We start from the raw sequence: 22,936 nt of genomic DNA, 5'->3' as shown, positions 1-22,936 counted from the left end.
AAAGTAGAGAAAGAAAGGGTAAAAGAACTCATGGATCCAGTAACAGTAACCTTACTCATCGTGGGCGGTGTGGTTGTTTTGCTTGTCCTCTTTGTTTGGGCAACGTACAACGGTCTTGTCAAACTCAAAGTACGTGTCGATGAAGCGTGGAGCGATATCACCGTCCAGCTTAAGCGGCGTACCGACCTTATTCCAAATCTTGTAGAGGCGGTTAAAGGCTACGCAGCGCACGAGAAACAAGTATTTGAAAATGTCACCGAAGCCAGGGCAAACGTTGTCAATGCCAGCTCTCAGGGGCCAAAAGCAACTGCTCAAGCAGAAAATCAATTCGAGGGTGCTCTCAAGAGCCTTTTTGCGGTAGCAGAGAACTATCCTCAGCTCAAGGCAAATGAAAACTTCCTCCAACTGCAAAACGAGCTGGTTGATACCGAGGATAAGATACAGGCAGCACGACGCTTCTACAATGGTGGTGTTAGCAGCCTCAACACTAAGATTCAGATGTTCCCGGCAAATACGATTGCAGGTATGCTTGGTTTCAAGCAACGCGAGTTCTTTGAGGTCGAGGATCGCGCAGCTGTTGAGAAACCCGTTGAAGTCAAGTTCTAGTCTCGACTAGCAATTCATGTATAAGGCAATCGCAGCAAACAAACGAAATACCGTCATGATTATGACGGTATTCGTTGGATTTGTGGGTGCTATTGGGTGGCTCGTGGGTGCAATCAATGGACAGTCAAGTATAGGAATTGGTGTACTCGTTGTTGCTGGTGTATACGCATTGATTCAGTACGTCATTGCCGATAAGCTAGCGCTCGTAACAACTGGTGCGCGGGAAATCACCAAAGCAGACAGTCCTCGTCTATGGCGTACTGTCGAAAATCTATCGATCACCACAGGCATGCCAATGCCAAAAGTATGTCTTATCGATGACCCTTCACCAAATGCGTTCGCGACTGGTCGTGATCCCGAACATGCAGTAGTGGCGGCAACAACAGGATTACTCGAGATCATGGACAACCGCGAGCTGACGGCGGTGATTGCTCACGAGATGGGTCATGTGCGCAACTACGATATACGTGTTAGCATGATTGCGTTTGGTTTGGTGAGTGCTATCGGCCTCTTGTCGGACATGGCATTTCGCCTGATGTGGTTTGGGGGAGACGACCGCGAAGACAACGCAAACAGCCCACTGTTTTATGTGATTGGCTTTGTGCTGATACTTATATCACCGCTTATTGCCGCGATGATCCAGATGGCGATCAGCCGCCAGCGCGAATATCTGGCCGACGCCACAGGAGTGTTTTCAACACGTGATCCTGAGGGGTTGGCAAGCGCGCTCGAAAAACTTATGGAATATGGTCAACCGATGCGTCGTCAAAGCACCTCGACTGCTCACTTGTTTTTTTCTAATCCGTTGAAGCCGGGTCTCATCGCCCAGCTTTTTAGTACGCACCCTCCTCTCGAGGCAAGGATAGCTCGTCTCAAGAAGGATATGCACAAGTGGTGAAAAGCAAAAAAGCCTCTGTGCAGGCCGTTAAGACGCGTCGCCCCAAAGTTTCTTCGAAAAAGCCGCAACCCAGCAAAAAGACAACTACTCGACGCTTGACATCATTGCCTAACCCACGTGGACTCAAGAAATACTTTGAGCACCTCATGATACGGATTGGGTCGTTCTTGAATCGTCGCCCTCATCGTAGTTTCCGTCGGACTCGTCGCCGCGATTACATAAGATCATTGCCATTACCGAGCTACAGTGTATTTACCCATATCGTGACAAAAACACTTCGCCAAAATTGGAAAATCTTTATGCTCCTCACGCTCTTTTATGGAATGATTATATTTATCTTTAGCGGAGTAACGAGTCAAGACGCCTTCACAAATATTTCCAAAACCATCGAAAACGCCGGTTCGATCGGAGAAATGTTTGGGTCATACGGCAGAGCGGGGCTAATATTGGCAGGAACGGTATTGACCGGTCCGACCAGTCTCTCGGTTGATCAGCAAATCTATCTCATGATTGCTCTTCTCTTTGTATGGCTAACGACGGTATGGCTACTCAGAGAACGATTGGCGGGACGAAAGCCAAAATTGCGAGACGGCCTATACTCGGCGGGTGCACCATTTATAGCAACACTCATGCTTGTATTTCTCGCACTCATTCAGTTGTTACCAATCGGATTTGTCATCGTACTGTATGCCGCACTAGCGATGGTGGGAGCACTTTCTTCAGGGCTTAGTATGATGATATTTACGATATTTGCCACACTACTTATTGCCCTCTCGCTCTACTGGCTTACCTCGACCTTTCTCGCATTAGTTGTCGTTACTCTGCCGGGGATGTATCCGCTCAGGGCAGTAAAAGTCGCAGGTGATCTCGTGACGGGAAGGCGACTCCGCATCTTATTTCGTCTGCTGTGGATGATGCTACTTATAGCGCTGCTTTGGCTGATTGTCGCAATTCCCCTTATTCAGTTGAGCACCTGGGCATCTCATGTTTGGACATGGTGGGTATTTGTGCCAGCTGTACCGATAGTTATCGCGTGTATGTTTGCATGGACGGTCGTGTGGTGCAGTAGCTACGTGTATTTACTCTATCGGAGGATTATTGATGACGATACAAAACCAGCCTAAGCTTGCTGAGGCGCGGATTCGGGTCGAAAAACTGCGCGAGCTAATCAATGATTATCGGTACCACTATCACGTTCTTGATGAGTCAATTTTGAGTGAAGCGGCAGCCGATAGCTTGAAGCACGAGTTGTCTCAACTTGAAGATTGGTACCCGGAGCTTATTACAGCCGATAGCCCAACGCAACGTGTCGCCGGGACAGCACTCGATTCATTTTCAAAGGTCACTCACCAGACACCAATGATAAGTCTCGCTGATGTGTTTGACCGCGACGAAGTTATCGCGTGGGTTGCTCGTATGAAACGCGTCTTACCTACAGTCGGTGATGAATTTCTCTGCGACATAAAAATGGATGGGTTGGCTTCTGCGCTGATATACCAAGACGGAGTATTGGTGCAGGCAGTAACGCGAGGTGATAGTCGAGTTGGCGAAGACGTAACGGCAAATGTCCGTACGATAAATAATGTGCCACTACGGCTGAGAGCAAATCAAAAGTTTGCTCATTTTTTGAGAGGCCGTACCGAGATTCGTGGCGAAATCGTCATGTTTAAAGAAGATTTTGAAATGCTTAATAGAGCGCGTGAACGAAGCGGTGAGCCACTTTACAAAAATCCACGCAACTTGGCAGCAGGTACCATTCGGCAACTTGATCCAAAGCTAGTCGCCGAACGACCACTTAATTTCGTGGGGTATGACATTATTCGTGATGATTTGGCTGACACGCCAACAATTGCATTTGGTTACGCGATGCTCATGGAGTTAGGGATAACAACAAGTAAACAGACAAGAGTGGTTCGCGGCGTAGCAGAAATCATGGAGTATGTACGCCATCTAGATAAGATTCGATCAGGCCTGCCCTTTAACACAGACGGTGCCGTCATTAAGGTCAATAATCGTACCGAGTTTGCGAGACTGGGTATAGTGGGTAAAACACCTCGAGCAGCAATCGCGTATAAGTTCGCAGCCGAGGAGACAACAACTATTGTAAAGGATATCGTTATTTCGATTGGTCGTACTGGCGCAGCGACGCCTGTGGCTGTCTTTGATCCCGTACAAATTGCCGGCACAACGGTACAACATGCGAGTCTGCACAATGCCGACGAGATTGCACGACTCGATGTACGCATTGGAGATACGGTGGTGATTTATAAGGCAGGAGATATTATTCCGCAGGTACAACAGGTGCTCGTGGAGCTTCGTCCCAATAATGTAGCGCCCTTTGAGTATGAACGTGAGCTTGCTAGGCAGTATCCTGAATTGGAGTTTGAGCGACAAGAAGGCGAGGTAGTCTATCGGGCAAAAGGCTTGACAGGACCACTGATTCTCAAACGATCGTTGCAACATTTTGCAAGTAAGGGCGCACTTGATATCGAAACGCTGGGTGAAAAAAATGTCGAAGCGCTTGTCGATGCCGAGCTTGTAAACGACATCGCAGACATCTATCGGTTGACGTACGAGCAACTACTGGGACTCGAACGATTTGCGGCTATTTCTGCACAAAAAATGATTAACGCAATTGCTGCGTCAAAAAAGCCGCCACTTGAACGCTTCGTCTTTGGCCTTGGCATCAGGCATGTCGGCGTGCAAACGGCGATTGATTTGGTAAAGCAGTTTAAATCACTGGATGCACTTCGCTATGCTACGATTAACCAGCTGCGCTCAGTTGATGGCGTCGGCGATGTGGTAGCCGAGAGTGTTGCCGCATGGTTTGCTGATGAAGATAACGAATTACTACTTTCTAAGTTTGAGCAGTACGATGTCACTCCTTTCTACGAAGAAAAATCAGGAAAGTTGATAAATATGTCATTTGTTGTGACTGGTACGCTTACTTCAATGGGACGTGACGAGGCGGCTGATCTTATACGGACATTAGGCGGCACCTTTCAGACAACAGTCGGTAAAGATACAGATTACCTGGTTGTCGGAGGTAAGGTTGGTGCAAGTAAACTGAAAAAGGCTCAGTCGTATGGTACGAAGGTTATTGATGAAACGGCATTCCTCGCGCTCATTGATAAGTAATAAAAAAAGTCACCTTGCTCGACAATATTCCACAATCGAAGTTGATTTTTCTTATCACCAGCAGATAATTCCGGTTACGATATATTGTAGTGCTGGTGCCAGCACAGTGACCACCTGGTTGTTCCTCGGGACTGCGCAGGTAGGCAGGCTGGCGTAGTGGGTTACAAAAAGCTGCCCGCCGGGCGTGGCGGTGATACCAGGCGCGCCGCATTGGTTTGCAAACAAGGATGGTTCGGACGTTCCAGATTTTATTGTGAGATATACCGCGACGATGGTTGACGAATTGACGCGACGATACGGCCAGCCTGCTTCAATTATTGCCGAGTCACAGGCGGCCGGGGGAGTGGCTCTTTATCTGCAAAAAATGCGCGACAACGTGGAGCAGCTGATTCTGCTTCAACCTTTGGGCCTGAATACCCATGAATATACACGGTCTCCTTCTCCGTATAGTGAGCTGCAGCGTCGAGTTAATCATAACTTCCTTCATCAAATAACGTCACTTTTTACAGATCTTCGACTTTTGTTTAACCATGCTTTTTTGATCCGCACTATAAAACCTGGCACGAGCAAGGCAAGAGCACAATATGAGGCCGGGCTAGTATGTCGTATTTTGGACCCGGTCAAGGAGTTGTTTCTTGATGGCATTCCAATCCATATTGTGAGCGGTGAGCACGACATACTCTTTCCACCTGCCGAAATAAGAAGTAATCTCGATGCAGCAGGTATGGGAAACATACCAATTTCTATTGTTCCAAAAACTCCCCACTCACCCCTCTCTACACATGCCGGACTCCTGTTTCTGGATGAAGCAATACGGATAAGCAGGAGGTGATATTGAGTGATACAATGGTCATATGGATGCAATAGTTGCTAGCGGTCTGCTGGTCAGTCGAAATAATCAGAAAATTATTCATAATGTAACCTTCTCTATTCCCCCGGGTAAACTCATTGGTCTTGTGGGACCAAGTGGCAGCGGCAAAACAACCCTGATGAGAGTGATAGTTGGTGTTCAGCGGTATCGGGGATCTCTCATGGTATTTGGTATTCCTGCTGGGAATGCGTTACTACGATCAAGGATTGGCTATGCGACGCAAGCCCCTGCAGTATATGGTGATCTCACGGTTGAACAGAACCTGCGCTATTTTGCGCGGGTGAGTGGTGCTCATGCGCATGAGGTTGAGCGTGTGCTTAAAGAGGTAGATATGACACGCTATCGCAAACGTCTTGTCGACAATTTGTCAGGTGGGCAGCGGGCTCGTGTAAACTTAGCAGTCGCATTGATCGGTAATCCCGATCTTCTCGTCCTTGATGAACCAACCGTTGGCCTGGACCCCATTTTAAGAAACGATCTGTGGCAGTTGTTTGATAAACTCGCCAAAAAGGGAAAGACACTTCTCATTTCGAGTCATGTCATGGATGAGGCAGAACGCTGCGATGAGTTAGTCTTATTGCGGGCAGGCGAAATGCTATGGAACGATAGCAAAAAAGCACTTCTCGTCAGAACAAAAAAATCGACCGTTGGCGACGCCTTTGTCGCAATGATTGAGGAGCAAAAATGATCTACCATTTGAGGGTAACTCTTGCAACAGCATGGCGAATCATTGAGCAATTATGGCATGACAAGCGAACAATCGCTCTCATGTTTTTGGCGCCAACACTCCTGATGTCGCTGCTGTATTGGATATTTAGCGATAATTCAAAAATGTTTAATCTTTTTGGTCCGGCACTACTAGGGATATTTCCTTTTACGGTTATGTTTCTTGTAACAAGTATCACGACGCTGAGGGAGCGTATCACTGGCACAATGGAACGTCTCCTGGCTATGCCGGCCGGTAAGCTTGATATTATTATCGGATATGCCATAGCATTTGGGTTGTTTGGTGCAATTCAGTCGCTCATTACGAGCAGTGTCGCGATATACTGGCTTGGGCTCAATGTGGTTGGACCTCAGTGGTTTGTGGTAGTAGTTGCGCTACTTGATACGTTACTGGGTGTAGCACTTGGCCTATTTGTGAGCGCATTTGCTCGAACTGAGTTTCAGGCGGTGCAATTCATGCCGGCCCTTATTTTTCCTCAAATCCTTGTCTGCGGACTTTTTGTCCCGCTCGATAAACTACCCGATACACTCGAAACCATTGCCTACTATTTGCCACTAACATATGCAGTAGATGCCCTTAATGGAGTAGTGAAGAATACCGATATATCGGCAGAAATGTGGCGTGATGTATGGGCGGTAGCCGCATTTATCGTTTGTGCACTCCTGGTGGCCGGCATGACGCTAAAGAGAAAGACAAAATGAGCAAGCTCCCAGTATTCATCACAGGAAACCAGCATAAAGCGGACTATTTATCTCGACAGCTCGGCATTTCGCTCGAGTATCAAAAAGTAAATCTTGATGAACTACAGTCGACAGACCTCCATAGTATTGTTGAGCACAAACTTCGTCAAGCCTATGCGTTTGTCAGGCGCCCTGTCTTGGTCGAGGATGTAAGTCTATCGTTTAATGCACTAGGTGACCTACCGGGGCCATACATAAAATGGTTTGTGGAACACGCAGGTGAGGAAGCATGTTGTCGGATGCTTGATGGATTTGAAGATCGTGGCGCAGTAATTCGGTGCACATTTGGCTACTTTGATGGTGAGCATATGATGTTCTTTGACAGTGAGCTCCCGGGTACAATCTCAGACTCTCCTAGGGGTGACAACGGATTTGGGTTTGATAGATTTTTCATCAACGAAGGCTATGATATTACACGTGCTGAGATGAGCCAAGAGGAAAACGAGCGGACATATGCACAACTCATGAAGCCGTTTTCTCAGGTACGGAAGTTTGTCGAATCTCTTCAAGCAGACGAAATGCAGCAATAGCCGAGGCGAGTTGTTGCTCACGAACCAGATGATTTGATGGTGCTGGCGGCCATATGCTGTGTTCGAGCCAAAAACCGATCAGCACGAGTGCATGATACTCATCAACATATTCTTGATAGCGGCTAATCTCATGACCGGACTTGTAGAGATCGATAAGAAAACTGGTTGTATCGGCCAGTCGTGGCCCGCGATCAGCCCAACTCCAGTCAACAATCTTGGTACCGTGCGCTGGATGCCAGGCAACGTTAGATTGACGAAAGTCATGGTGACAAAAAGCGGTAAGCTCTGGAGGATGCTGGGCTGAGTATCGCGCGTAGATAGTATCGAGTGCTGCTATGAGCTCATTGCTCCCGTCGATTTGTGATGCTGCTAACTTCTCCCTAATCATCTGTTGATGGTCGGGGTACACGTTCCACCCCTCCTGGTGTAGGGTGGTGTAGCTCGATGCGATATCCGCAGTGTCCACAGGGGGAGTCGACGCTACTGTCGTGAGACTGCGCAAAATATCTTCGATATAAGCTTCGCGTTTATGAGGTGCACCCGGTGCCCGCCAATACCAGCCGCTATTGGGATCAAGCGCTTCCATTAGCAGCGTATGGTCGTCGATCAGCATAACGTCGTTTGGTACAGGTACACCGTGGGTCTCAAGGTGCTTATAAACAGCATATTCCTTTTTGAGATATCGACGTAAATGATCTGCCCGGATATCATCAGTGATCGTGTTTTTGTTGTGATGCTTAACAAAGATTGGCACTCCTTCGGGCGGGCTGATGATTACGCGGCTATATGCCATATGACCGCCCTGCGCATCACGAATAATGCTTTGATCGGCGTAATACTCTACTTTTTCATGAAGACTACCGTGAGTTTTTATTGCTTCGGCGAGGATATCGCCATGCGAACTATCGGCAAGCAGTGTTCGCGCGTGGCAAAGTGGAACCCACTCGGCGTGCTCTGCATCATCTCCTGCCTGTACTGGATAGGCTGTATGAGTGCGCCATAAAATTGCCGACGTTTCGGGCCAGGCATGGAGTGTCGCGCGTCGATCGTTGACGACGCCCGTATAGACCACTCTCCCCGATGAGTCAACCTGTGCAAGGCCGGTTTCTTCCTGGAGTTCTCGCAGCCCTGCAGTATGGATGTCTTCATTTGTCTCTAAAAATCCGCCAGGAAACGCCCATCGTCCCGTATCGCCCCTTTGGATGAGGAGGAGGCGGGGTGTTGTTGTCTGGGAAATAACGACCGGATCTACAGTATAGTTTGGTCCCCAATGGTAGAAGAAGCCCTTTCCTTCCGCTAGGTGCGGAAGACGATCGCGCCATGGATGGAGCGGTCTTCCGTGCGAATCTAGCTCGTAGCCGAGCTGTCTAAAGCGACTCTTTTCCTCGTCGGTGGGGAACATTGGCTGTTTTGGCATAGTCTCTTTTATCATAGCGCACTCGTCATGTCCCATGCAGCAGGTTCGGCGAGTCGCTGTGCACACAGAGTTAGGTAACGGTCGACATCGGCCGGATTGCCCATGTGTTTTCCATCATCGTCACTTAACTTTACTGTGCCTATGCTATTTACCTCGACGGCCTTACAGACGATATTGAGACCGGGAGTATAGGGCATATTGTTAGTTGAGCCACCGCCAACGCCAAAGGCAACACGCGTTTGCCCGCCAAATAGGTGCTGTAGTTCCGCGACACGTTTACCGCTCAAACTATTGGTAAACATGAGGGTGCGTGTCGTTGGATCGATACCGACACGTTCGAGCATCGCAATAACTTTTTGACCAATTTTTTCTTCTACCCCAGAGTCTATACGATAGAGCTCAGTCTGCTCGTATAGGGTTCGGTCCATGTCATGAAGGGCGACATCACTTGTAAACGTGTCGATAAGCGCAGCCCGCATCATCGGGAAGCGCGTCATCCATTCGCGAAACAGGCGTACTTGGCCATCGAGTGGATTTCCGCCGCGGCTACCCTCAAGTGCGCCAAAGACCGATCCTAGCTCGTGGGCGTTTGTGCCCACTTCTTTGACCCCATATTTGGCTGCGAGCCAGGGATTTGAGGTGCCGATAAATTGCCCAGGGCATTCCTCGACCATACGTCCTACCATGTGATCCTGCCATTCACTCGATGCTGCGCGTCGTGTGCCGAACTCGGCCGTAGCTGCGCCACTCGACGTTATATAGTTGATAAACTCTGTGCCACGCTCATCGCCGCCACGAAACCACTCACGTTTACTTATGCCGTGATCGGCAAGATAACGAGGGTAGTAGAGTGTGGGGATGGCTTTGAGGATTGGAATCTCAGCTTGTGAAACGTCATTCCACTTTCCGCTTGTGACGGCGGTCAAATCATTCGTCGCTGGATCAATTGAGACCTCAATTTCCGGTAAACGGAATGCGGCTAAGTACCCAAGGAATTCAGGTGTGTAGTCCTTGCCCTCCTGTCGTTCGATGATCGCCAGCTCCTCGGGCGTATAACGGAGGCTGCGCAGGCTATCGTAATATTCTTGTAGCTCTTGAACCGAAACATAATCTGCGATGCGCATACCACTTTTTGCCTTGCGATTCACCATTTTGAAGGTTACTTCTGCAGCGGGTTCTTGTTCATAGATAAACTGTCCCATCGGGAACTTATATTGGTCTTGAAGGTTGAGGAGACGTTCCATGGCTAGTTCTCCAGGCGCCCACGATCAATGACAATGCCTCCGGCTAAGATTTCTTCCGTTGTCATAACCAAGGCACCTGCTTCAATCGAGGCTTGTTTTTCAATCTCACCATTTTCTTGATTGACGCTCCGAATCGCATCACTCACCCAGATGAGGTCTGTCCATTCTGATGGGAGCTTCTCAAGGATGGGTCGTCCCGTTGCCGATACGCAGTAGTCACCAGCCAGTCCTGTGAGGAGGATAAGTGTCCTTGAACCAAGACTACGGTTAACTCGCACCACTCTTTCCAGGAATCTGCCGACCGTCTGTTCCTCTTCTGGGAGATCACTGACGATATCGTTGGGCACGGTAGCACGTGGTTTTAAGACAGCGTCATAGCCTGAGTACCCCGCGTCGTTAGGCGCTACACCTTTTCGGGCTAGGGCATCTGATGGTTCGATGGTCAGATTGCGGTGTAGGGCGGCACCTGGGGTATCTACGACACAGTGGACCGGCCATGTCCCCCCATACTCAGCGAAATGATTTGTTACTTTCGGATGTTCATCGGCGGTGTCGACGACCATACCGCCGTGTTCTCGCACCCAAGCACTGAGCCTATTTATCGGCTCGATCACTCGATCTCCGTCCTCAACAGCGAGGCTTCCGCCCGGACAAAAGTCATTTTGTAAGTCAACATTGATGGCGACTACTTCGCCATATATCCTGCTCGTTTCTTTACTTGTTTTCATAACAACTCCTTTATATATTAGTGTGATTTGAACACTAATTTTTTATTAAAAAATAACTTTTTTCTCTCGTATCATTTTTTTCGAGACTTGATGGGCTTTGCGGAGACGTTGCCTTCGCGTTCCAGAAACAATGATGTAAGGGATTCCTGTTTTTTTGATATGGCCGATAAACCATTGGTGCATGCGATGTCTGATGTGCTCACCGTCGCGGATACCATCTTGTACAAACGGGATTTCATCGCCGGTAATAATATAAAGATCAGCTTTATCCTGGGCGGCAATAGCGTGCATGGCCTTCGTAGTACGCCCCATATAGCGGCGTTGCCAGAGTTCTGTCGCGACCGCATTGGTATCACACACGACAACGCCGTCACTGCGTTTTGCCATTTCCGCCTCGTAGTTTTGTTGTAATTTACCGATTCGATAAAAGTCATCGTCGCACCATGCTTTGTCGGTCGTCAAAATCGATTCGGTGTAGTATCTACCAATCTCGGGTGCCCACGGTGCGTTGAGCGCGGCGGCTAGGTCTCTCGACAGAGTCGTTGTACCAGTTGACTCGGCACCGACGATGACGATGCGAAGTGCTAGTCCGGCCTTTGTCTCGTCCGAAAGATACTGCCAGGAAGCAAGCATATCCTCACGAACTTTTGTGCCTGAAATTGGTACGGCAGTACGTGCTTTGTCGACAACGATACTTTGCGCACCCATATACCGCGCCCATGGGTCACCATAGTCTTCGGAGCTATAGACAACATCAGGTTTGTAGCCGAGAAACTGCATCGTATGTGCGGCCCACGCCACCGAGTCATCGTCATTATTGATATCAGGGATAATGGTAACGTGGGCAGTAGGGTGGCGAGCCTGAAGCCACTCGCGTCGCTTCTCGGCAGCAATGTGATATGCCGGGTTATCAACGACGAGCACGTCGACAGACTCACAGTTCTTGAGGGCGGTATCGATAAGGTAGTTGTGCCCAAGGTGAGGTGGGTAAAACTTTCCGATAACAAGACCTTTCATTGTGCACTCCTTTCGTTTATGATGCCAATTGCTTCAGCTAAGCGCTCATCACGGTTAGCTGCCGATATAACATGGTAGGGTAGTTGATAGCTTTTGCAGAGTCGTATCCAATACTCATCTGTGCTTTCTCGTTTGTCGCCGCCATAGCGTAGCGCATCTGGCTCAAAGGGAATGTTACTTTGCGTGACGAGATAAAGGTTTGATTGGTATAATGCGGCGTCTTCTATAAGTTTTTCAGGACATGCGCCAAGATACGATTTGCTCTGCGGGAGCTTCCAGTAACCAACAGTTGCATAGAGATCGGTGTCGAGGATAACGTACGGTCGCGGCGACTGTGTGGCAACGTGTTGCAGTGCTAGTTGCCCTTGCCATATTGCGAGCATCGAGCTGATATTTGTGATGCCGTCGGTAACTTCAAGGTAGGGGCGGGCGAATTCAGGAACCCAGTCACCATCCATTGTATCGGCAAGCTGGCGAGAAAGACTCGTTTTGCCGGTGGACTCTGCGCCAATGATGGTAACGGTAAATGGTTTCATGCTATGCCTCCATGGGAACGCCGGTATCAGCGTGAGTCGGTAGAGTGTCGGTTATCTTTTTACTCCGTTGCCACATCATAAATCCATACACTGTGTTGAGGAGGAAAAACACATATTGGAAGGCGACAAGTGGTAGTCCAGTGGTGGCGTAGGTATAGATAGCAAACACATTGACAACGGCCCATACAACCCAGTTTTCTAGCTTTTTGTTGTCAAGCAAAAATTGAGCCAGAATGGTAGCAGCCAAAATCATCGAATCCGTCCATGCCATAGTGCCGCCAAATTGTTGACTGATGAGTGCTGCTCCAGCGTAGCCGACACCAGCTACGGCTAGATAGACAGGTATCCACTGAAGTTGCACGTGGGTGACAGGTCGTGTTTGCTTGTCTTTGCGCCACCTGATCCACCCATAGATGAGCGTGGGGGTGAGATAAGCATTGAGAATGGCGCTGGCAAGTAGCCCATTTTGCAGAAACAGTAGCATATACGCGGCCGTACTGATAGCGCCGATCGGGTAATTTGCGCGTCGCTCTTTTACGCAGAGATAAGTGCTTGAGTAGGAGGTAAAAACGGCAAAAATCTCGAGCAGATTAAGACTTGAAACCCATCCGGCGTTTAGACCTACGACATAGGAAAGCGTAGTCAGGATAACTCCTATAAATACACTTTCCGCGATATCTCGCGTATTGCTGACCCGACTAGTGGTTAATAGTTTTTTCATTGGAGTGTTCCTTCCCGTACTAATTGTACATATTACACTAACTAATTTCAGTCTACCAAGCGAATAGTGTATTGTCAACGCTATTCAACAATTTGTCAGAATATGAACCCATTTACCCTATTGTGTGTTTTCTGGCCACACTGTTTTGCATAGGGAATTGAGATGGTGTGTATGTTATGTGTTAGCTAGTCGAAACTTCGAGAAAGAACCTCAAGGCTTGACGAATTGAATGCATATAACTTTGCTGGGCGATGCGCACCATCTCGCCAGGTATCTGGCGTCTCATGAATGAGATTGAGCGTGAGAAACTTTTTGCGGAAGTTTCGTTTATCGAGCAAGCGTCCCATCACCGCCTCATATGCTGTTTGCAGCTGGGAAAGCGTAAACTTCTTGTCGAGTAACCCCGACACGGCATTGGTATAGGTGAGCTTTGCTGCGAGACGTTCCTGGGCATAGGTGATGATGCTCGCATGGTCATAGGCGAGATTGGGAAGCCTATCGACGGGAAAAAACTCAGCATGCTGGCTGCCGGTACCGAGGGTGATAGCTCGACTACAGCCCATATAGGTAACAGATACGGCATGTCCTCTCGGATCGCGAGCGACCGTGTCAAACGTATAGAGCTGTTCGATATAAGCGAGATCGTTGTCGAGATCAACGCCCGTCTTGCGCAAAACAATTTCAGTAAGTGCCTCAATGGTAGTGCTGCCGACAGCATTGTATCCACCCGGTAGTGCCCACTCCCCCTTGAAAGGATCGCTTTCACGCTGGGTGAGGAGAACCTCTAGTTTATCACCGTGAAGTTGAAATATAACAGCGTCAACGGTCAGTGTAGGTGGGACATAGGGGCTACTGTACTTCATACACTAAGTCTACAATACAATAGATCGTTTGAAAAGGCACTCAACAATCCGACATAATTGACTAAAACCTCACAATTGGCTCGAGCTTGTGCAAGATGGCAGCATGCCTGCGCTCAATAGCAATAGCTTTCTCTTCGGGAACTTCAAAACCTTCGAGATAATCATCGAAATCTTCGTAGGTCATTCCTAGTTCAACTTCGTCTGGCTGAGAAGGAGTAGCATCGAGCAGGTCAGCAGTCGGCACTTTTGTAATAAATACCTCGGGTACATCAAGGAAGCGTAGCACTTGTCTACCTTGACGTTTATTGAGCGTGGCGATAGGAGCGACATCGGCGGCACCATCACCAAATTTTGTAAAGAATCCAACCAAGGCTTCAGCGGCATGGTCTGTACTGAGTACGACTTGATCATGCATGCCGGCAACTGCATATTGTGCCATCATCCGAGTTCGCGCTTTGACGTTTCCTTTGTGAAAATCGGTCAATGATTCCCCACTTGCGGCATCATATGAGGATACAAACGCGTCCACAACGGAGGCAATATTAAAATCGATAGTATGATCAGGCTTGATCGTATCAATTGCTAGCAGCGCATCAGCTCTATCGGCCTGTGTGCCATAGGGGAGTAGTATTGCCGAAAATGTCGAGTCATAGCCAAGGGTTCGATTGAGCATGACCGCCCGCTGCGCGAGTAGCCCCACGAGAAGTGAATCCTGCCCACCTGATATGCCTAGTGTGTATCCGGCTCTGTGATGCTCGCGCAAATAGCTGGCAAGGAGGTGGGTACGTTGTTCTACTTCTTCGCGTGGATCTATTATTGGTTTGACACCGAGCTTCTCGATAATTTCATGTTGTCGTTCGCGCATGATAACCTGCTTTCATTTAGTGTACTTTATACACTAAATATACGAGACAGAAAATTTAGTGTCAATAGTACACCAATTACGATTGCTGTGCGTAAAAGGAGAGATTTGCTATGATAGGCACATGCGATACTACAAACCACTGCAAATGTCATGCTTTTCGCCACCAGTGATGCTAGCAACATTTATGATCGAGATAGGGCTCGCACTGTATGTAGGGTGGCGCTACACACTTGATGCTGTTTCAAAGCTTTCTATCGCGATCTTATTCTTCCTTGCCGTATTTCAACTTGCTGAGTACAACATATGTGAAGGAAGCTTTGGGGTCGATAGCTTATCGTGGGCACGCATAGGCTATGTTGCAATTACTTTGTTACCACCACTCGGCTTTCATCTTGCGTCACGCATTGCCGGACGTCGTAATCGTACGATGCTGATGGCCGCCTATGGATCCGCCGCACTCTTTGCTGGATTCTTTGCTTTGACAGGACACGGCATTTCTTCAAGCGCATGCTTGGGTAATTATGTTATTTTCCAGTCTGCTCCCATGGCGATTGGCTGGTACGCGTTCTACTACTATGGCTGGCTATTGGCTGGAACGTTCTATTGTTTATCACACGCAAAGAAAGCCTCGGCTCCTCATATCAGTCGTGCGCTCAGAGGTCTGGCAGCCGGCTATCTCGTGTTTATCGTGCCTACTACGGCCGTAAATATTGTCGACCCCGCCACAATCAAGGGCATCCCATCGATTATGTGCGGCTTTGCTGTTCTGCTGGCTGTTGCGCTGGTCGGGGTGGTGCTGCCTGAATATTATCGACAGAGACAACTTGCAACACGTACGTCTTCACAAAAAACCAGCCAAACGCAAGGGGCTTAGTAGTGCCGGCGGTGGTTGAACTATCAGTACAAAAAAAGCTCGTTGCATTGTGGCGTGTTGCCAAGACAACATATCGTGCTGCACCACTGGCCGTCTTTGTAAAATTACTTAATGCACTAATTGATGCAATTTTGCCGATTGTGACTGCGTATTTTGCGGCACTGTCGACAACGGCGCTGGCTGATGCATTTGCGGGCAAAGCGGGCAGTGCGGAAATGGCAACAACCTACGTCATCATCACTGCGGCTATCGGTATGGTACAGGTTGCATGGAGTAGCATCGAACGTTATATCGCCGAATTGGCACGTTATCAAATTGACGCGGCGGTAAGTGATCAACTTCATCTGCATTTTTCACGAATTGAGTTTTGGCGCTATGATGACAAGTCGACAGCAGACTTATTTGACAAAGCGCAAAACTTTGCGTACTTTTTCTCGCGTTTTTTCGATACCATCGCTCAGATGATATCGTCAATCATACAGGCGATCATCGCTATGATTGCCCTGACCACCATCAACGTGTGGTTGGGTGCGGTAATTCTCGTTGCCGTCATCCCCAGTATGTGGGTGCAATTAGCATTGTCTCGACTATCATCAGCGCACTGGAAGAAAAATGTGGAGACGAGGCGGCGGATGAGCCAGATTCGATGGAGTTCTTTTCAGGCAAAAAACTTTGCCGAACTTCGTATGTACGGCATTGTTTCACACTTGATTGCATGGCATGCTCGTTTGCGTGATATCGACAAAAAAGGACAAATTGATTATGAACGCAAGTATATTACTAAGCGGCTTGGCGCTCAGCTCTTTGAAGCGGCGGCCGAACTTGGTATCCTTCTCTACATTGTTGGTGAGATTATTGCGAGACGGCAGCCGATTGGTCAATTTGTGTATGCGCAGTCGCTGGTGACGCGAGCACTTTCGAGTGTCGGTTCTCTCATTAACCAATACAGTAGTATGGATGAAGATCTTGCCACTCTTTTCGACTACGATGCGTTTATGGCAATTCCGACAGGAGAGCAGGGGCGGACATCACTCACGGTTTCCCCGAAAATCATTTCGGTAGAAAATGTTTGGTTTGCGTACCCAAATGCCGAGCAAGAAGTGCTGCACGACATTTCACTTTCCATCAAACGTCATCAGCATATTGCGATTGTCGGTGAAAATGGTGCTGGTAAATCGACGTTGATTAAGCTCCTATTGGGTCTCTATGAACCGTCGAGAGGAGCCATAACAATAGATGGTGTCGACCTAAGAGAGATAAAAAAGACTGACTGGCATCGACAACTCGGCGTACTACACCAAGACTTTGTCCAGTATTGGTACACAAATGCACGTGACAATGTACGATTTGGTGATATCGACAGTGATTTCAACCAGGCGCGCTATCGACAAGCCCTCGATCGAGCCGAGGCACGTTCGTTCGTTGAGAAACTACCTAAGGGTGACCTCACAAATCTCGATAAGTGGCTCGAGCACGATGACGGCACACCTGGTGTTGATTTGTCGGGAGGACAATGGCAGCGACTGGCTCTGGCACGTAACTTCTATCGTCAGAGTCCGATTGTTATTTTGGATGAACCAACCAGTGCTATTGATGCACTGGCAGAGTCACGGATTTTCTCGCATCTATTTAAAGATAAACAACATACGCTTATCATGATCAGCCATCGACTTAGCACTATCGAGCGAGCTGACGTTATCTATATGATGAAGGATGGGCGAATTGCCGAATCGGGCACGCACCAGGAATTAGTTGCGCTGAAGGGCGAATACTTTCGTATGTTTAAAGATCAGCTGAGATAACAAAAAAACGATCGCCGCCATAATGGTAGCGATCGTTTTTATTTCACTGCATTTACCAGCTACGCTGACGGAATGAGTTGCCGTCGTTGTTGCCGCCAAAGTTACCGCCGCGTGGGCGATCTTCCTTTGGACGAGCAACGCTGATAGCGATAGTTCGGCCGTCAAGCTCTTTGCCGTTAAGCTGGTCGATAGCTTTTTGGTTGTCGTCTTCGTTCTCGAATTCGACAAAGCCAAAGCCTTTGCTGCGTCCGCTATCACGGTCAGTGATAACACGAGCGCTAACAACAGGACCAACTGTTGCAAAGAAAGCGTTGAGGCTGTCGTCAGTGGTTGCGTAAGCAAGACTGCCGACGAAAAGATTTGCTTTTGCCATTTCTTCTCTCTTGTAGTTAATAATGAGTCAGATCGACCCTAGGTACCGGTACAAGAAAGAAAAGACTCTTTACTGATGACGTGTACATAGTTCTGAACACCTCTAGTTAAGCACATTTGTTGTTATTTGGCTAGAGGTAATGACGAATAATGGCAATTAAGGCAAATAGGGCAAAACAGCCATTGATAACAACCGGTTGCCAAATTCGGCGATATGTCGAGAGTACCAGTACGCCGATTGATCCAAACAGATTGAAAATATGATAGATAACTACGTCAGAAATGAGCCCGATTGCGTAGGCGCCATAGCCGCCAATGACGAGCACTGTCCCAGCCCAGCCGATTGCATCAAGGATAATAGAGTTACGAGTTTTTTTCATCTCTGTTTACTATATCATGCTTGCGCTTTTTCCTGGTCGGTAGCATACTATGAAGATGCTGGTACGCATACGGGGTGCCCGTTGCGATTGAAAAAACAAACAGCTTCACCAACACCGTGCCCCGGGTGGGCGCGTAGCAGCAACAAAACACTTCTCGGAAGAGGGGTGTTTTGTTATGATAGAAAATGTCCAACGCTAGCAGCACCAGTACGAAGTACTGGGTTTAGCGGGTGGAGCGAGATCTCGAATTAATTTCGAGAGCGAAGTGGAGGGCAGTACCCTCCCGATAAGGGGCATTAGCTCATTTGGCTAGAGCGCTTCCATGGCATGGAAGAGGCGATCGGTTCGAATCCGATATGCTCCACCAGAGAGAATGAAATTACATTGCCGTATTGTCTTTTCGTATGCGGGTACCCGCAAGGCGTGCAAACAAGTAATGCACTAGTAGCGTGATAGTGAGCACTAAGAGTATGGGCCAGAGTTCGTGGAGTCGGTTAGAAGCGGGATGGTTGAAGTCAAAGAAGCTGCGCGAGAACTGGAAGCCGAATGCTAGGAATACCACCAGTGATGCCCAAACAACGTAAAATAATCGTGCACTGGCTGTGCGACGAGTTATCTTGACTCCGAGCATACGACTTGACTGAAATACGAGACTAATAGCAATGGCGGTTGCCATGATGACTGCGATGGTTCCCGACGTCATATAATCAAGCTTGAGGATATCCATAGCGTAGGCATATCCAGCCGTAACGGCAATACCCGAGATGAGCGAAATTGGTAGAATAGGCCAAAAAGTATCTTGCCAGAAACGTTTTGGATTGACGCGGTGAAGCGGTTGAGGAGGGAAAAATGTCCACATGAGTGTCGGCAAACTGACCATAAAAATATTCATAAAGGTATTGTGTCGGGGTGCAAAGGGATATTGTAGCGAGAGAGCAATCGTGAGAAATAGCACGACGAGTCCATAGAGAATCTTGTGAAAAAACAGCAGTGAAACGAGTTCGATTGCTTGCATAATACGATTTCCTAGTCGCATACCGATAGGAAGTGAGTTGAATGAATTATTGAGAAGGATAATATCGGCGACACGTCGGCTTGCGGCCGCTCCTGCAAACATAGCAACGCCGAGATCGGCTTTCTTTAATGCCAGAGCATCATTGACTCCATCGCCCACCATGCCTGTATAGAGGCCATGTCGTTTAAATGTGTCGATGAGTGCTTCTTTTTGTTCAGGGAGTACACGAGCAAAAATCGTCGTGTTAAGAATGGTTTTGTCCCACTGTTTTTTTGATAACTTCTCTAAGTCCGCACCGGTAATGGTTGCGTCAGTGTTAATAATTCCAGCGCTCCTGGCGATGTAGCGCACGGTATCAGGATTATCACCACTAATGACGCGGATACTGACACCTCGCTTTTGCAGGAAGGAAACAGTGGTTTTGACGCCTTCACGCAATTGATTGCGTAAAATGATAAGGCCTAGTGGCAGACCACTTTTCTGTGGCAACGTTTTTAGGGGAGTTTTTTTGTCGTCGAATGACGCAACGAGGAGTACCCTCAGTCCCTCAGATGCATAGCGTTCAATGAGCTGTTTCTGGGTGTGGCTGATCGGTGCATAGGCAGCAACAAACTCCGGTGCACCAAGCATTATCGTGTGCGTTTGGCCGTCGAGACGATAGCGAACGGCGCTTAATTTGCGCTCCGACGAAAACGCGAGCGTGTCAAGCGCAGTTGCATGAGCCGCCGTAGCCAAAGCGGTTGTGATGGCATCGCTTGTCGCGTTCCCTCCGCCAATGAGACTTGCTGCTACGCCAACCTTTTTTTGGAGAGCGTCTGTCTCATCTTCGAAAGCCTCAACTCGATCAAACTCGATTGCATCACTCGTGAGAGTGCCTGTCTTGTCAACGCAAAGGACCTTAAGAAGAGCCATAGCCTCGATAGCAGACAGTTTTTGGGGAAGAACATTAGCGCGAGCAAGTTTGAGCGAACCAAATGCGAGCAGCAATGTGCTTGCGAGGATGAGACCTTCGGGAATAATCGTAATTCCTGCGCTAGTGATTGTCTTAAATATAACAGTTGTAGAATAGCCCGCAAGCCAATAGGCAAGCCATATAAATAGGATCACAGCCATTGCTCCAAAGGTAAGCCAGAGGATGAGCCGAGCAAGTATTTGCTGCAATGGCGTGAGCTCTGGCCGGTATTGTTTAAGTTGTGAAGTCATTACACCTGCTTTTGTATCGACGCCAACAGCACTGACCCTGACGAGTGCAGTACCAGCGACAACAGAACTCGACGCTAAGACGGTGGATTTCATTGGTTTTTCAATTGAACGTGATTCTCCGGTGAGGATGCTCTCATTTACTTCAAGCCCGCGAGATTCTATCACCTCTCCATCTGCCGGCACTTCATCACCCGGCAGCAGCTCAATCGTTGTACCAACAGTTAGATCGGTGTAGGGAACCTGCTTGAGCGTGCCGTCTGGTTGCGGTATGCGAGCAAAGGGGGCGTTCATTAGCTCAAGCTTATGCAGAGCTCGGCGTGCTCTGATTTCCTGGACAATAGCAAAAATCGTATTGAGGGTAATAACAAAGGACATAAACCACGCGTCACGGTATTCGTGGAGAAATAGTAGAATACCTGCTAGTACGTAGATAGAAAGCACTACGGGCGTGAGGATGTTTCGTCGTAAGATTCCGATCAGTTCACTCGAGTTCATGCTTTCTATGATACCGTATTTATGCTATGATGGACACTAGGAAGGTCTGAAGTCAGACCATATTTTTATGAAAAATGCCTCATTGATTCGAAACGTTGCTATCATTGCCCACGTGGACCATGGTAAGACAACACTTGTTGACGGCCTGCTCAAGCAGAGCAATACATTTCGTGATAATCAAGCAGAAATGAGCCAAACACTCATCATGGACAGCGGCGATCAGGAACATGAGCGCGGTATCACTATCACGGCGAAACAGACGTCAATTTATCACGGTGAGTACAAAATCAACATTATCGATACACCTGGTCACGCCGATTTCAGCGGTGAAGTTGAGCGCACCCTCAATATGGCCGACGGTGTACTACTGATTGTTGATTCGCAGGAAGGCCCCATGCCGCAGACGAAATTTGTGCTCAGCAAAGCACTAGAGTTGGGACTCAAGCCTGTTGTTGTTATAAATAAAATTGATAAGCCGGCACGACGTATTGCCGAAGTAGAAGATGAACTTGCTAATCTCTTTTTGGAATTAGCAACAGATGACTCTCAGCTTCACTATCCTGTGTATTATGCAATCGGGAGAGAAGGAAAGGCCTGGGTAGGAGTACCGGAGAATCCTAGTGAGCATGCTGACTTAGAGCCAATATTTCAAGCAATTATAAATGATATTCCTGCACCACGCGTGAGTGAAGATGGTGGGCTGCAACTCCTCGTCACTGCGCTTCAATACGATTCCTTCTTAGGGAAATATGCTATCGGGAAAATCTCACGCGGTAAGGCACGAAAGGGGCAAAGCGTCGTTATTATCAAAAATGACGTTGCTTCTCCGGCACGGATTGACGTGCTCTTTAGCTACCGTGGGCTGCTGCGTGAAGAGATCGACGAAGCGGTCGCGGGCGATATTGTTGCTGTAACTGGCGCGTCTGGTGCACATATCGGCGATACGATTGCTGACAAGGATGAGCCTGAGGCGTTGCCAACCATCTCGATAGAAGCGCCGACATTGAGTATGTTTCTGGGTCCCAATACCAGCCCCTTTAAGGGAAGGGAAGGTGAGTTCACGACCAGTCGTCAGATTGGCGATCGCCTACAAAAAGAGCTAGAGACGAATGTTGCACTGCGTGTTGAGGAGCAGGGAATTGGGTTTACCGTTTCTGGGCGAGGTGAGCTACATCTGTCTGTGCTTATCGAGACGATGCGGCGTGAGGGCTACGAGTTTGAAGTTGGGCGGCCCCAAGTTGTTACAATCACCGAAGATGGAGTCGAGAAGGAGCCAATTGAAGAATTGCAGATTGAGGTCGGCGCTGAATTTGTCGGGGTAGTTAGTCAAGAACTAGGTACGCGTCGAGCAGCACTGAGCAAGCAGGAACAGACCAGTAGTGGTACGACGAGACTTACGTATCATTTGCCGACACGGGCTATGATCGGGCTACGAAATCTTTTGCTTACTGATACCAAGGGGACGGTGGTCATGAATTCCTTACCTCATGGTTATCAACCGCTTGGCGGAAAGTTGCCACAAACAAGATCGGGAGTTTTGATCGCCTTTGAGACAGGCACGACGACACCTTACGCGCTAGAGAACGCAGAGTCTCGCGGCGAGTTATTTCTGGGACCGGCCGTCGAAGTGTATGCTGGACAAATTGTCGGCCTCTATACTCGCCAAGAAGACCTAGAGATAAATGTTTGTAAGGCAAAGCATCTTACAAACATGCGCAGTAAATCGAGTGATGGCACAGTACAACTGACGCCTTTTACTGAATTGAGTCTCGAACAGTGTATCGACTTTATCGAAAATGATGAGCTTCTCGAAGTGACTCCTAAATCCCTCCGGCTACGCAAAAAATTACTCGATCCAAACGAACGAAAAAGAGCTAACAAATAGTAGCTCCTT

Annotated in this window: 22 protein-coding genes and 1 tRNA gene; 12 read left to right on the top strand and 11 right to left on the bottom strand. The window is 48.3% G+C overall.

Features of this window, described 5'->3' with window-relative positions; all coding sequences use genetic code 11:
* The first annotated feature begins 30 nt into the window (after window positions 1–30).
* From L336_RS01085 to L336_RS01050, 8 genes are all read left to right on the top strand, one after another.
* Window positions 31–606: a LemA family protein gene (locus L336_RS01085; RefSeq protein WP_015641368.1), complete on the top strand. Its 576-nt coding sequence runs from the start codon at window positions 31–33 to the stop codon at window positions 604–606.
* 16 nt (window positions 607–622) lie between these two features.
* On the top strand, window positions 623–1,504 hold the full coding sequence (locus tag L336_RS01080) for a M48 family metalloprotease (RefSeq protein WP_015641367.1): 882 nt from the start codon (window positions 623–625) through the stop codon (window positions 1,502–1,504).
* The gene (locus tag L336_RS01075; RefSeq protein ID WP_041191147.1) at window positions 1,501–2,628 is read left to right on the top strand and encodes a hypothetical protein; all 1,128 of its coding nucleotides are present in this window, start codon (window positions 1,501–1,503) and stop codon (window positions 2,626–2,628) included. Before L336_RS01080 ends, L336_RS01075 begins: the two co-directional genes overlap by 4 nt.
* Entirely contained in the window at window positions 2,606–4,642 is a 2,037-nt protein-coding gene (ligA, locus tag L336_RS01070; protein WP_015641365.1) for an NAD-dependent DNA ligase LigA, read from the top strand. The genes L336_RS01075 and ligA overlap by 23 nt, the downstream gene beginning before the upstream one ends.
* Before the next feature lie 184 nt (window positions 4,643–4,826).
* Window positions 4,827–5,474 carry a hypothetical protein gene (locus tag L336_RS01065; RefSeq protein WP_015641364.1) on the top strand — a complete coding sequence of 216 codons (648 nt, stop codon included), beginning with the start codon at window positions 4,827–4,829 and terminating at the stop codon, window positions 5,472–5,474.
* 22 nt (window positions 5,475–5,496) lie between these two features.
* Window positions 5,497–6,201: an ABC transporter ATP-binding protein gene (locus tag L336_RS01060; protein ID WP_015641363.1), complete on the top strand. Its 705-nt coding sequence runs from the start codon at window positions 5,497–5,499 to the stop codon at window positions 6,199–6,201.
* The gene (locus L336_RS01055; RefSeq protein WP_015641362.1) at window positions 6,198–6,941 is read left to right on the top strand and encodes an ABC transporter permease; all 744 of its coding nucleotides are present in this window, start codon (window positions 6,198–6,200) and stop codon (window positions 6,939–6,941) included. The genes L336_RS01060 and L336_RS01055 overlap by 4 nt, the downstream gene beginning before the upstream one ends.
* The gene (locus L336_RS01050) at window positions 6,938–7,510 is read left to right on the top strand and encodes a non-canonical purine NTP pyrophosphatase (RefSeq protein ID WP_015641361.1); all 573 of its coding nucleotides are present in this window, start codon (window positions 6,938–6,940) and stop codon (window positions 7,508–7,510) included. The genes L336_RS01055 and L336_RS01050 overlap by 4 nt, the downstream gene beginning before the upstream one ends.
* On the opposite strand, the gene L336_RS05480 is transcribed toward L336_RS01050, so the two are convergent.
* The 8 genes from L336_RS05480 to nadE form a co-directional block, all read right to left on the bottom strand.
* Window positions 7,443–8,927, bottom strand: coding sequence for a phosphotransferase (locus L336_RS05480; RefSeq protein WP_160142752.1), 1,485 nt, complete (start codon window positions 8,925–8,927; stop codon window positions 7,443–7,445). The two genes, L336_RS01050 and L336_RS05480, sit on opposite strands and share 68 nt — an antisense overlap.
* A gap of 11 nt (window positions 8,928–8,938) precedes the next feature.
* Window positions 8,939–10,171 (bottom strand): beta/alpha barrel domain-containing protein, encoded by a 1,233-nt coding sequence (locus tag L336_RS01040; protein WP_015641359.1) that lies wholly within the window; start codon window positions 10,169–10,171, stop codon window positions 8,939–8,941.
* Window positions 10,172–10,173: 2 nt separating this feature from the next.
* Entirely contained in the window at window positions 10,174–10,899 is a 726-nt protein-coding gene (locus L336_RS01035; protein WP_015641358.1) for an isochorismatase family protein, read from the bottom strand.
* Between the two features lie 45 nt (window positions 10,900–10,944).
* The gene (locus tag L336_RS01030; RefSeq protein ID WP_015641357.1) at window positions 10,945–11,916 is read right to left on the bottom strand and encodes an AAA family ATPase; all 972 of its coding nucleotides are present in this window, start codon (window positions 11,914–11,916) and stop codon (window positions 10,945–10,947) included.
* Complete coding sequence (locus L336_RS01025; RefSeq protein ID WP_015641356.1) at window positions 11,913–12,452, bottom strand: AAA family ATPase; 540 nt, start codon at window positions 12,450–12,452, stop codon at window positions 11,913–11,915. The genes L336_RS01030 and L336_RS01025 overlap by 4 nt, the downstream gene beginning before the upstream one ends.
* A 1-nt stretch (window position 12,453) precedes the next feature.
* A complete protein-coding gene (gene pnuC, locus L336_RS01020; RefSeq protein WP_015641355.1) occupies window positions 12,454–13,173 on the bottom strand; it encodes a nicotinamide riboside transporter PnuC in 720 nt (239 codons plus the stop codon).
* Window positions 13,174–13,358: 185 nt separating this feature from the next.
* Complete coding sequence (locus tag L336_RS01015) at window positions 13,359–14,036, bottom strand: NUDIX hydrolase (RefSeq protein ID WP_015641354.1); 678 nt, start codon at window positions 14,034–14,036, stop codon at window positions 13,359–13,361.
* A 61-nt stretch (window positions 14,037–14,097) separates the two neighbouring features.
* Window positions 14,098–14,901 carry an ammonia-dependent NAD(+) synthetase gene (gene nadE / locus L336_RS01010; RefSeq protein ID WP_015641353.1) on the bottom strand — a complete coding sequence of 268 codons (804 nt, stop codon included), beginning with the start codon at window positions 14,899–14,901 and terminating at the stop codon, window positions 14,098–14,100.
* 121 nt (window positions 14,902–15,022) lie between these two features.
* Here nadE and L336_RS01005 point away from each other — a divergent pair, with 121 nt between their 5' ends.
* Both L336_RS01005 and L336_RS01000 read left to right on the top strand, forming a co-directional pair.
* Window positions 15,023–15,775 (top strand): hypothetical protein, encoded by a 753-nt coding sequence (locus tag L336_RS01005; RefSeq protein WP_041191141.1) that lies wholly within the window; start codon window positions 15,023–15,025, stop codon window positions 15,773–15,775.
* Between the two features lie 2 nt (window positions 15,776–15,777).
* The gene (locus L336_RS01000; RefSeq protein WP_015641351.1) at window positions 15,778–17,577 is read left to right on the top strand and encodes an ABC transporter ATP-binding protein; all 1,800 of its coding nucleotides are present in this window, start codon (window positions 15,778–15,780) and stop codon (window positions 17,575–17,577) included.
* A 52-nt stretch (window positions 17,578–17,629) separates the two neighbouring features.
* Here L336_RS01000 and L336_RS00995 read toward each other — a convergent pair whose 3' ends face one another.
* Both L336_RS00995 and L336_RS00990 read right to left on the bottom strand, forming a co-directional pair.
* Window positions 17,630–17,950: an RNA recognition motif domain-containing protein gene (locus L336_RS00995; protein WP_015641350.1), complete on the bottom strand. Its 321-nt coding sequence runs from the start codon at window positions 17,948–17,950 to the stop codon at window positions 17,630–17,632.
* Between the two features lie 130 nt (window positions 17,951–18,080).
* The gene (locus tag L336_RS00990) at window positions 18,081–18,329 is read right to left on the bottom strand and encodes a CBU_0592 family membrane protein (RefSeq protein WP_015641349.1); all 249 of its coding nucleotides are present in this window, start codon (window positions 18,327–18,329) and stop codon (window positions 18,081–18,083) included.
* Between the two features lie 290 nt (window positions 18,330–18,619).
* Here L336_RS00990 and L336_RS00985 point away from each other — a divergent pair.
* Window positions 18,620–18,696: transfer RNA gene (locus L336_RS00985), tRNA-Ala, on the top strand.
* Between the two features lie 12 nt (window positions 18,697–18,708).
* Here the strand turns inward: L336_RS00985 and L336_RS00980 are convergent.
* Complete coding sequence (locus L336_RS00980; protein ID WP_015641348.1) at window positions 18,709–21,042, bottom strand: HAD-IC family P-type ATPase; 2,334 nt, start codon at window positions 21,040–21,042, stop codon at window positions 18,709–18,711.
* Window positions 21,043–21,109: 67 nt separating this feature from the next.
* Here L336_RS00980 and typA point away from each other — a divergent pair, with 67 nt between their 5' ends.
* Window positions 21,110–22,927 carry a translational GTPase TypA gene (gene typA / locus L336_RS00975; protein WP_015641347.1) on the top strand — a complete coding sequence of 606 codons (1,818 nt, stop codon included), beginning with the start codon at window positions 21,110–21,112 and terminating at the stop codon, window positions 22,925–22,927.
* Window positions 22,928–22,936 lie beyond the last annotated feature (9 nt).

It is taken from the genome of Candidatus Saccharimonas aalborgensis, from assembly GCF_000392435.1.
In the GTDB taxonomy this organism is placed as follows: Bacteria; Patescibacteriota; Saccharimonadia; order Saccharimonadales; family Saccharimonadaceae; genus Saccharimonas; species Saccharimonas aalborgensis.
The sequence above is the reverse complement of the archived record's forward strand: the minus strand, read 5'-3'. Positions and strand labels throughout refer to the sequence as shown.

What these genes read in the sequence shown, in the direction of transcription:
- L336_RS01085 (WP_015641368.1), top strand. Translation starts at nt 31, where the DNA reads ATGGATCCAGTAACAGTAACCTTACTCATCGTGGGCGGTGTGGTTGTT.
- L336_RS01080 (WP_015641367.1), top strand. Translation starts at nt 623, where the DNA reads ATGTATAAGGCAATCGCAGCAAACAAACGAAATACCGTCATGATTATG.
- ligA (WP_015641365.1), top strand. Translation starts at nt 2,606, where the DNA reads ATGACGATACAAAACCAGCCTAAGCTTGCTGAGGCGCGGATTCGGGTC.
- L336_RS01060 (WP_015641363.1), top strand. Translation starts at nt 5,497, where the DNA reads ATGGATGCAATAGTTGCTAGCGGTCTGCTGGTCAGTCGAAATAATCAG.
- L336_RS01055 (WP_015641362.1), top strand. Translation starts at nt 6,198, where the DNA reads ATGATCTACCATTTGAGGGTAACTCTTGCAACAGCATGGCGAATCATT.
- L336_RS01050 (WP_015641361.1), top strand. Translation starts at nt 6,938, where the DNA reads ATGAGCAAGCTCCCAGTATTCATCACAGGAAACCAGCATAAAGCGGAC.
- L336_RS05480 (WP_160142752.1), bottom strand. Translation starts at nt 8,927, where the DNA reads ATGCCAAAACAGCCAATGTTCCCCACCGACGAGGAAAAGAGTCGCTTT.
- L336_RS01040 (WP_015641359.1), bottom strand. Translation starts at nt 10,171, where the DNA reads ATGGAACGTCTCCTCAACCTTCAAGACCAATATAAGTTCCCGATGGGA.
- L336_RS01035 (WP_015641358.1), bottom strand. Translation starts at nt 10,899, where the DNA reads ATGAAAACAAGTAAAGAAACGAGCAGGATATATGGCGAAGTAGTCGCC.
- L336_RS01030 (WP_015641357.1), bottom strand. Translation starts at nt 11,916, where the DNA reads ATGAAAGGTCTTGTTATCGGAAAGTTTTACCCACCTCACCTTGGGCAC.
- L336_RS01025 (WP_015641356.1), bottom strand. Translation starts at nt 12,452, where the DNA reads ATGAAACCATTTACCGTTACCATCATTGGCGCAGAGTCCACCGGCAAA.
- pnuC (WP_015641355.1), bottom strand. Translation starts at nt 13,173, where the DNA reads ATGAAAAAACTATTAACCACTAGTCGGGTCAGCAATACGCGAGATATC.
- L336_RS01015 (WP_015641354.1), bottom strand. Translation starts at nt 14,036, where the DNA reads ATGAAGTACAGTAGCCCCTATGTCCCACCTACACTGACCGTTGACGCT.
- nadE (WP_015641353.1), bottom strand. Translation starts at nt 14,901, where the DNA reads ATGCGCGAACGACAACATGAAATTATCGAGAAGCTCGGTGTCAAACCA.
- L336_RS01005 (WP_041191141.1), top strand. Translation starts at nt 15,023, where the DNA reads ATGCGATACTACAAACCACTGCAAATGTCATGCTTTTCGCCACCAGTG.
- L336_RS00995 (WP_015641350.1), bottom strand. Translation starts at nt 17,950, where the DNA reads ATGGCAAAAGCAAATCTTTTCGTCGGCAGTCTTGCTTACGCAACCACT.
- L336_RS00990 (WP_015641349.1), bottom strand. Translation starts at nt 18,329, where the DNA reads ATGAAAAAAACTCGTAACTCTATTATCCTTGATGCAATCGGCTGGGCT.
- L336_RS00980 (WP_015641348.1), bottom strand. Translation starts at nt 21,042, where the DNA reads ATGAACTCGAGTGAACTGATCGGAATCTTACGACGAAACATCCTCACG.
- typA (WP_015641347.1), top strand. Translation starts at nt 21,110, where the DNA reads ATGAAAAATGCCTCATTGATTCGAAACGTTGCTATCATTGCCCACGTG.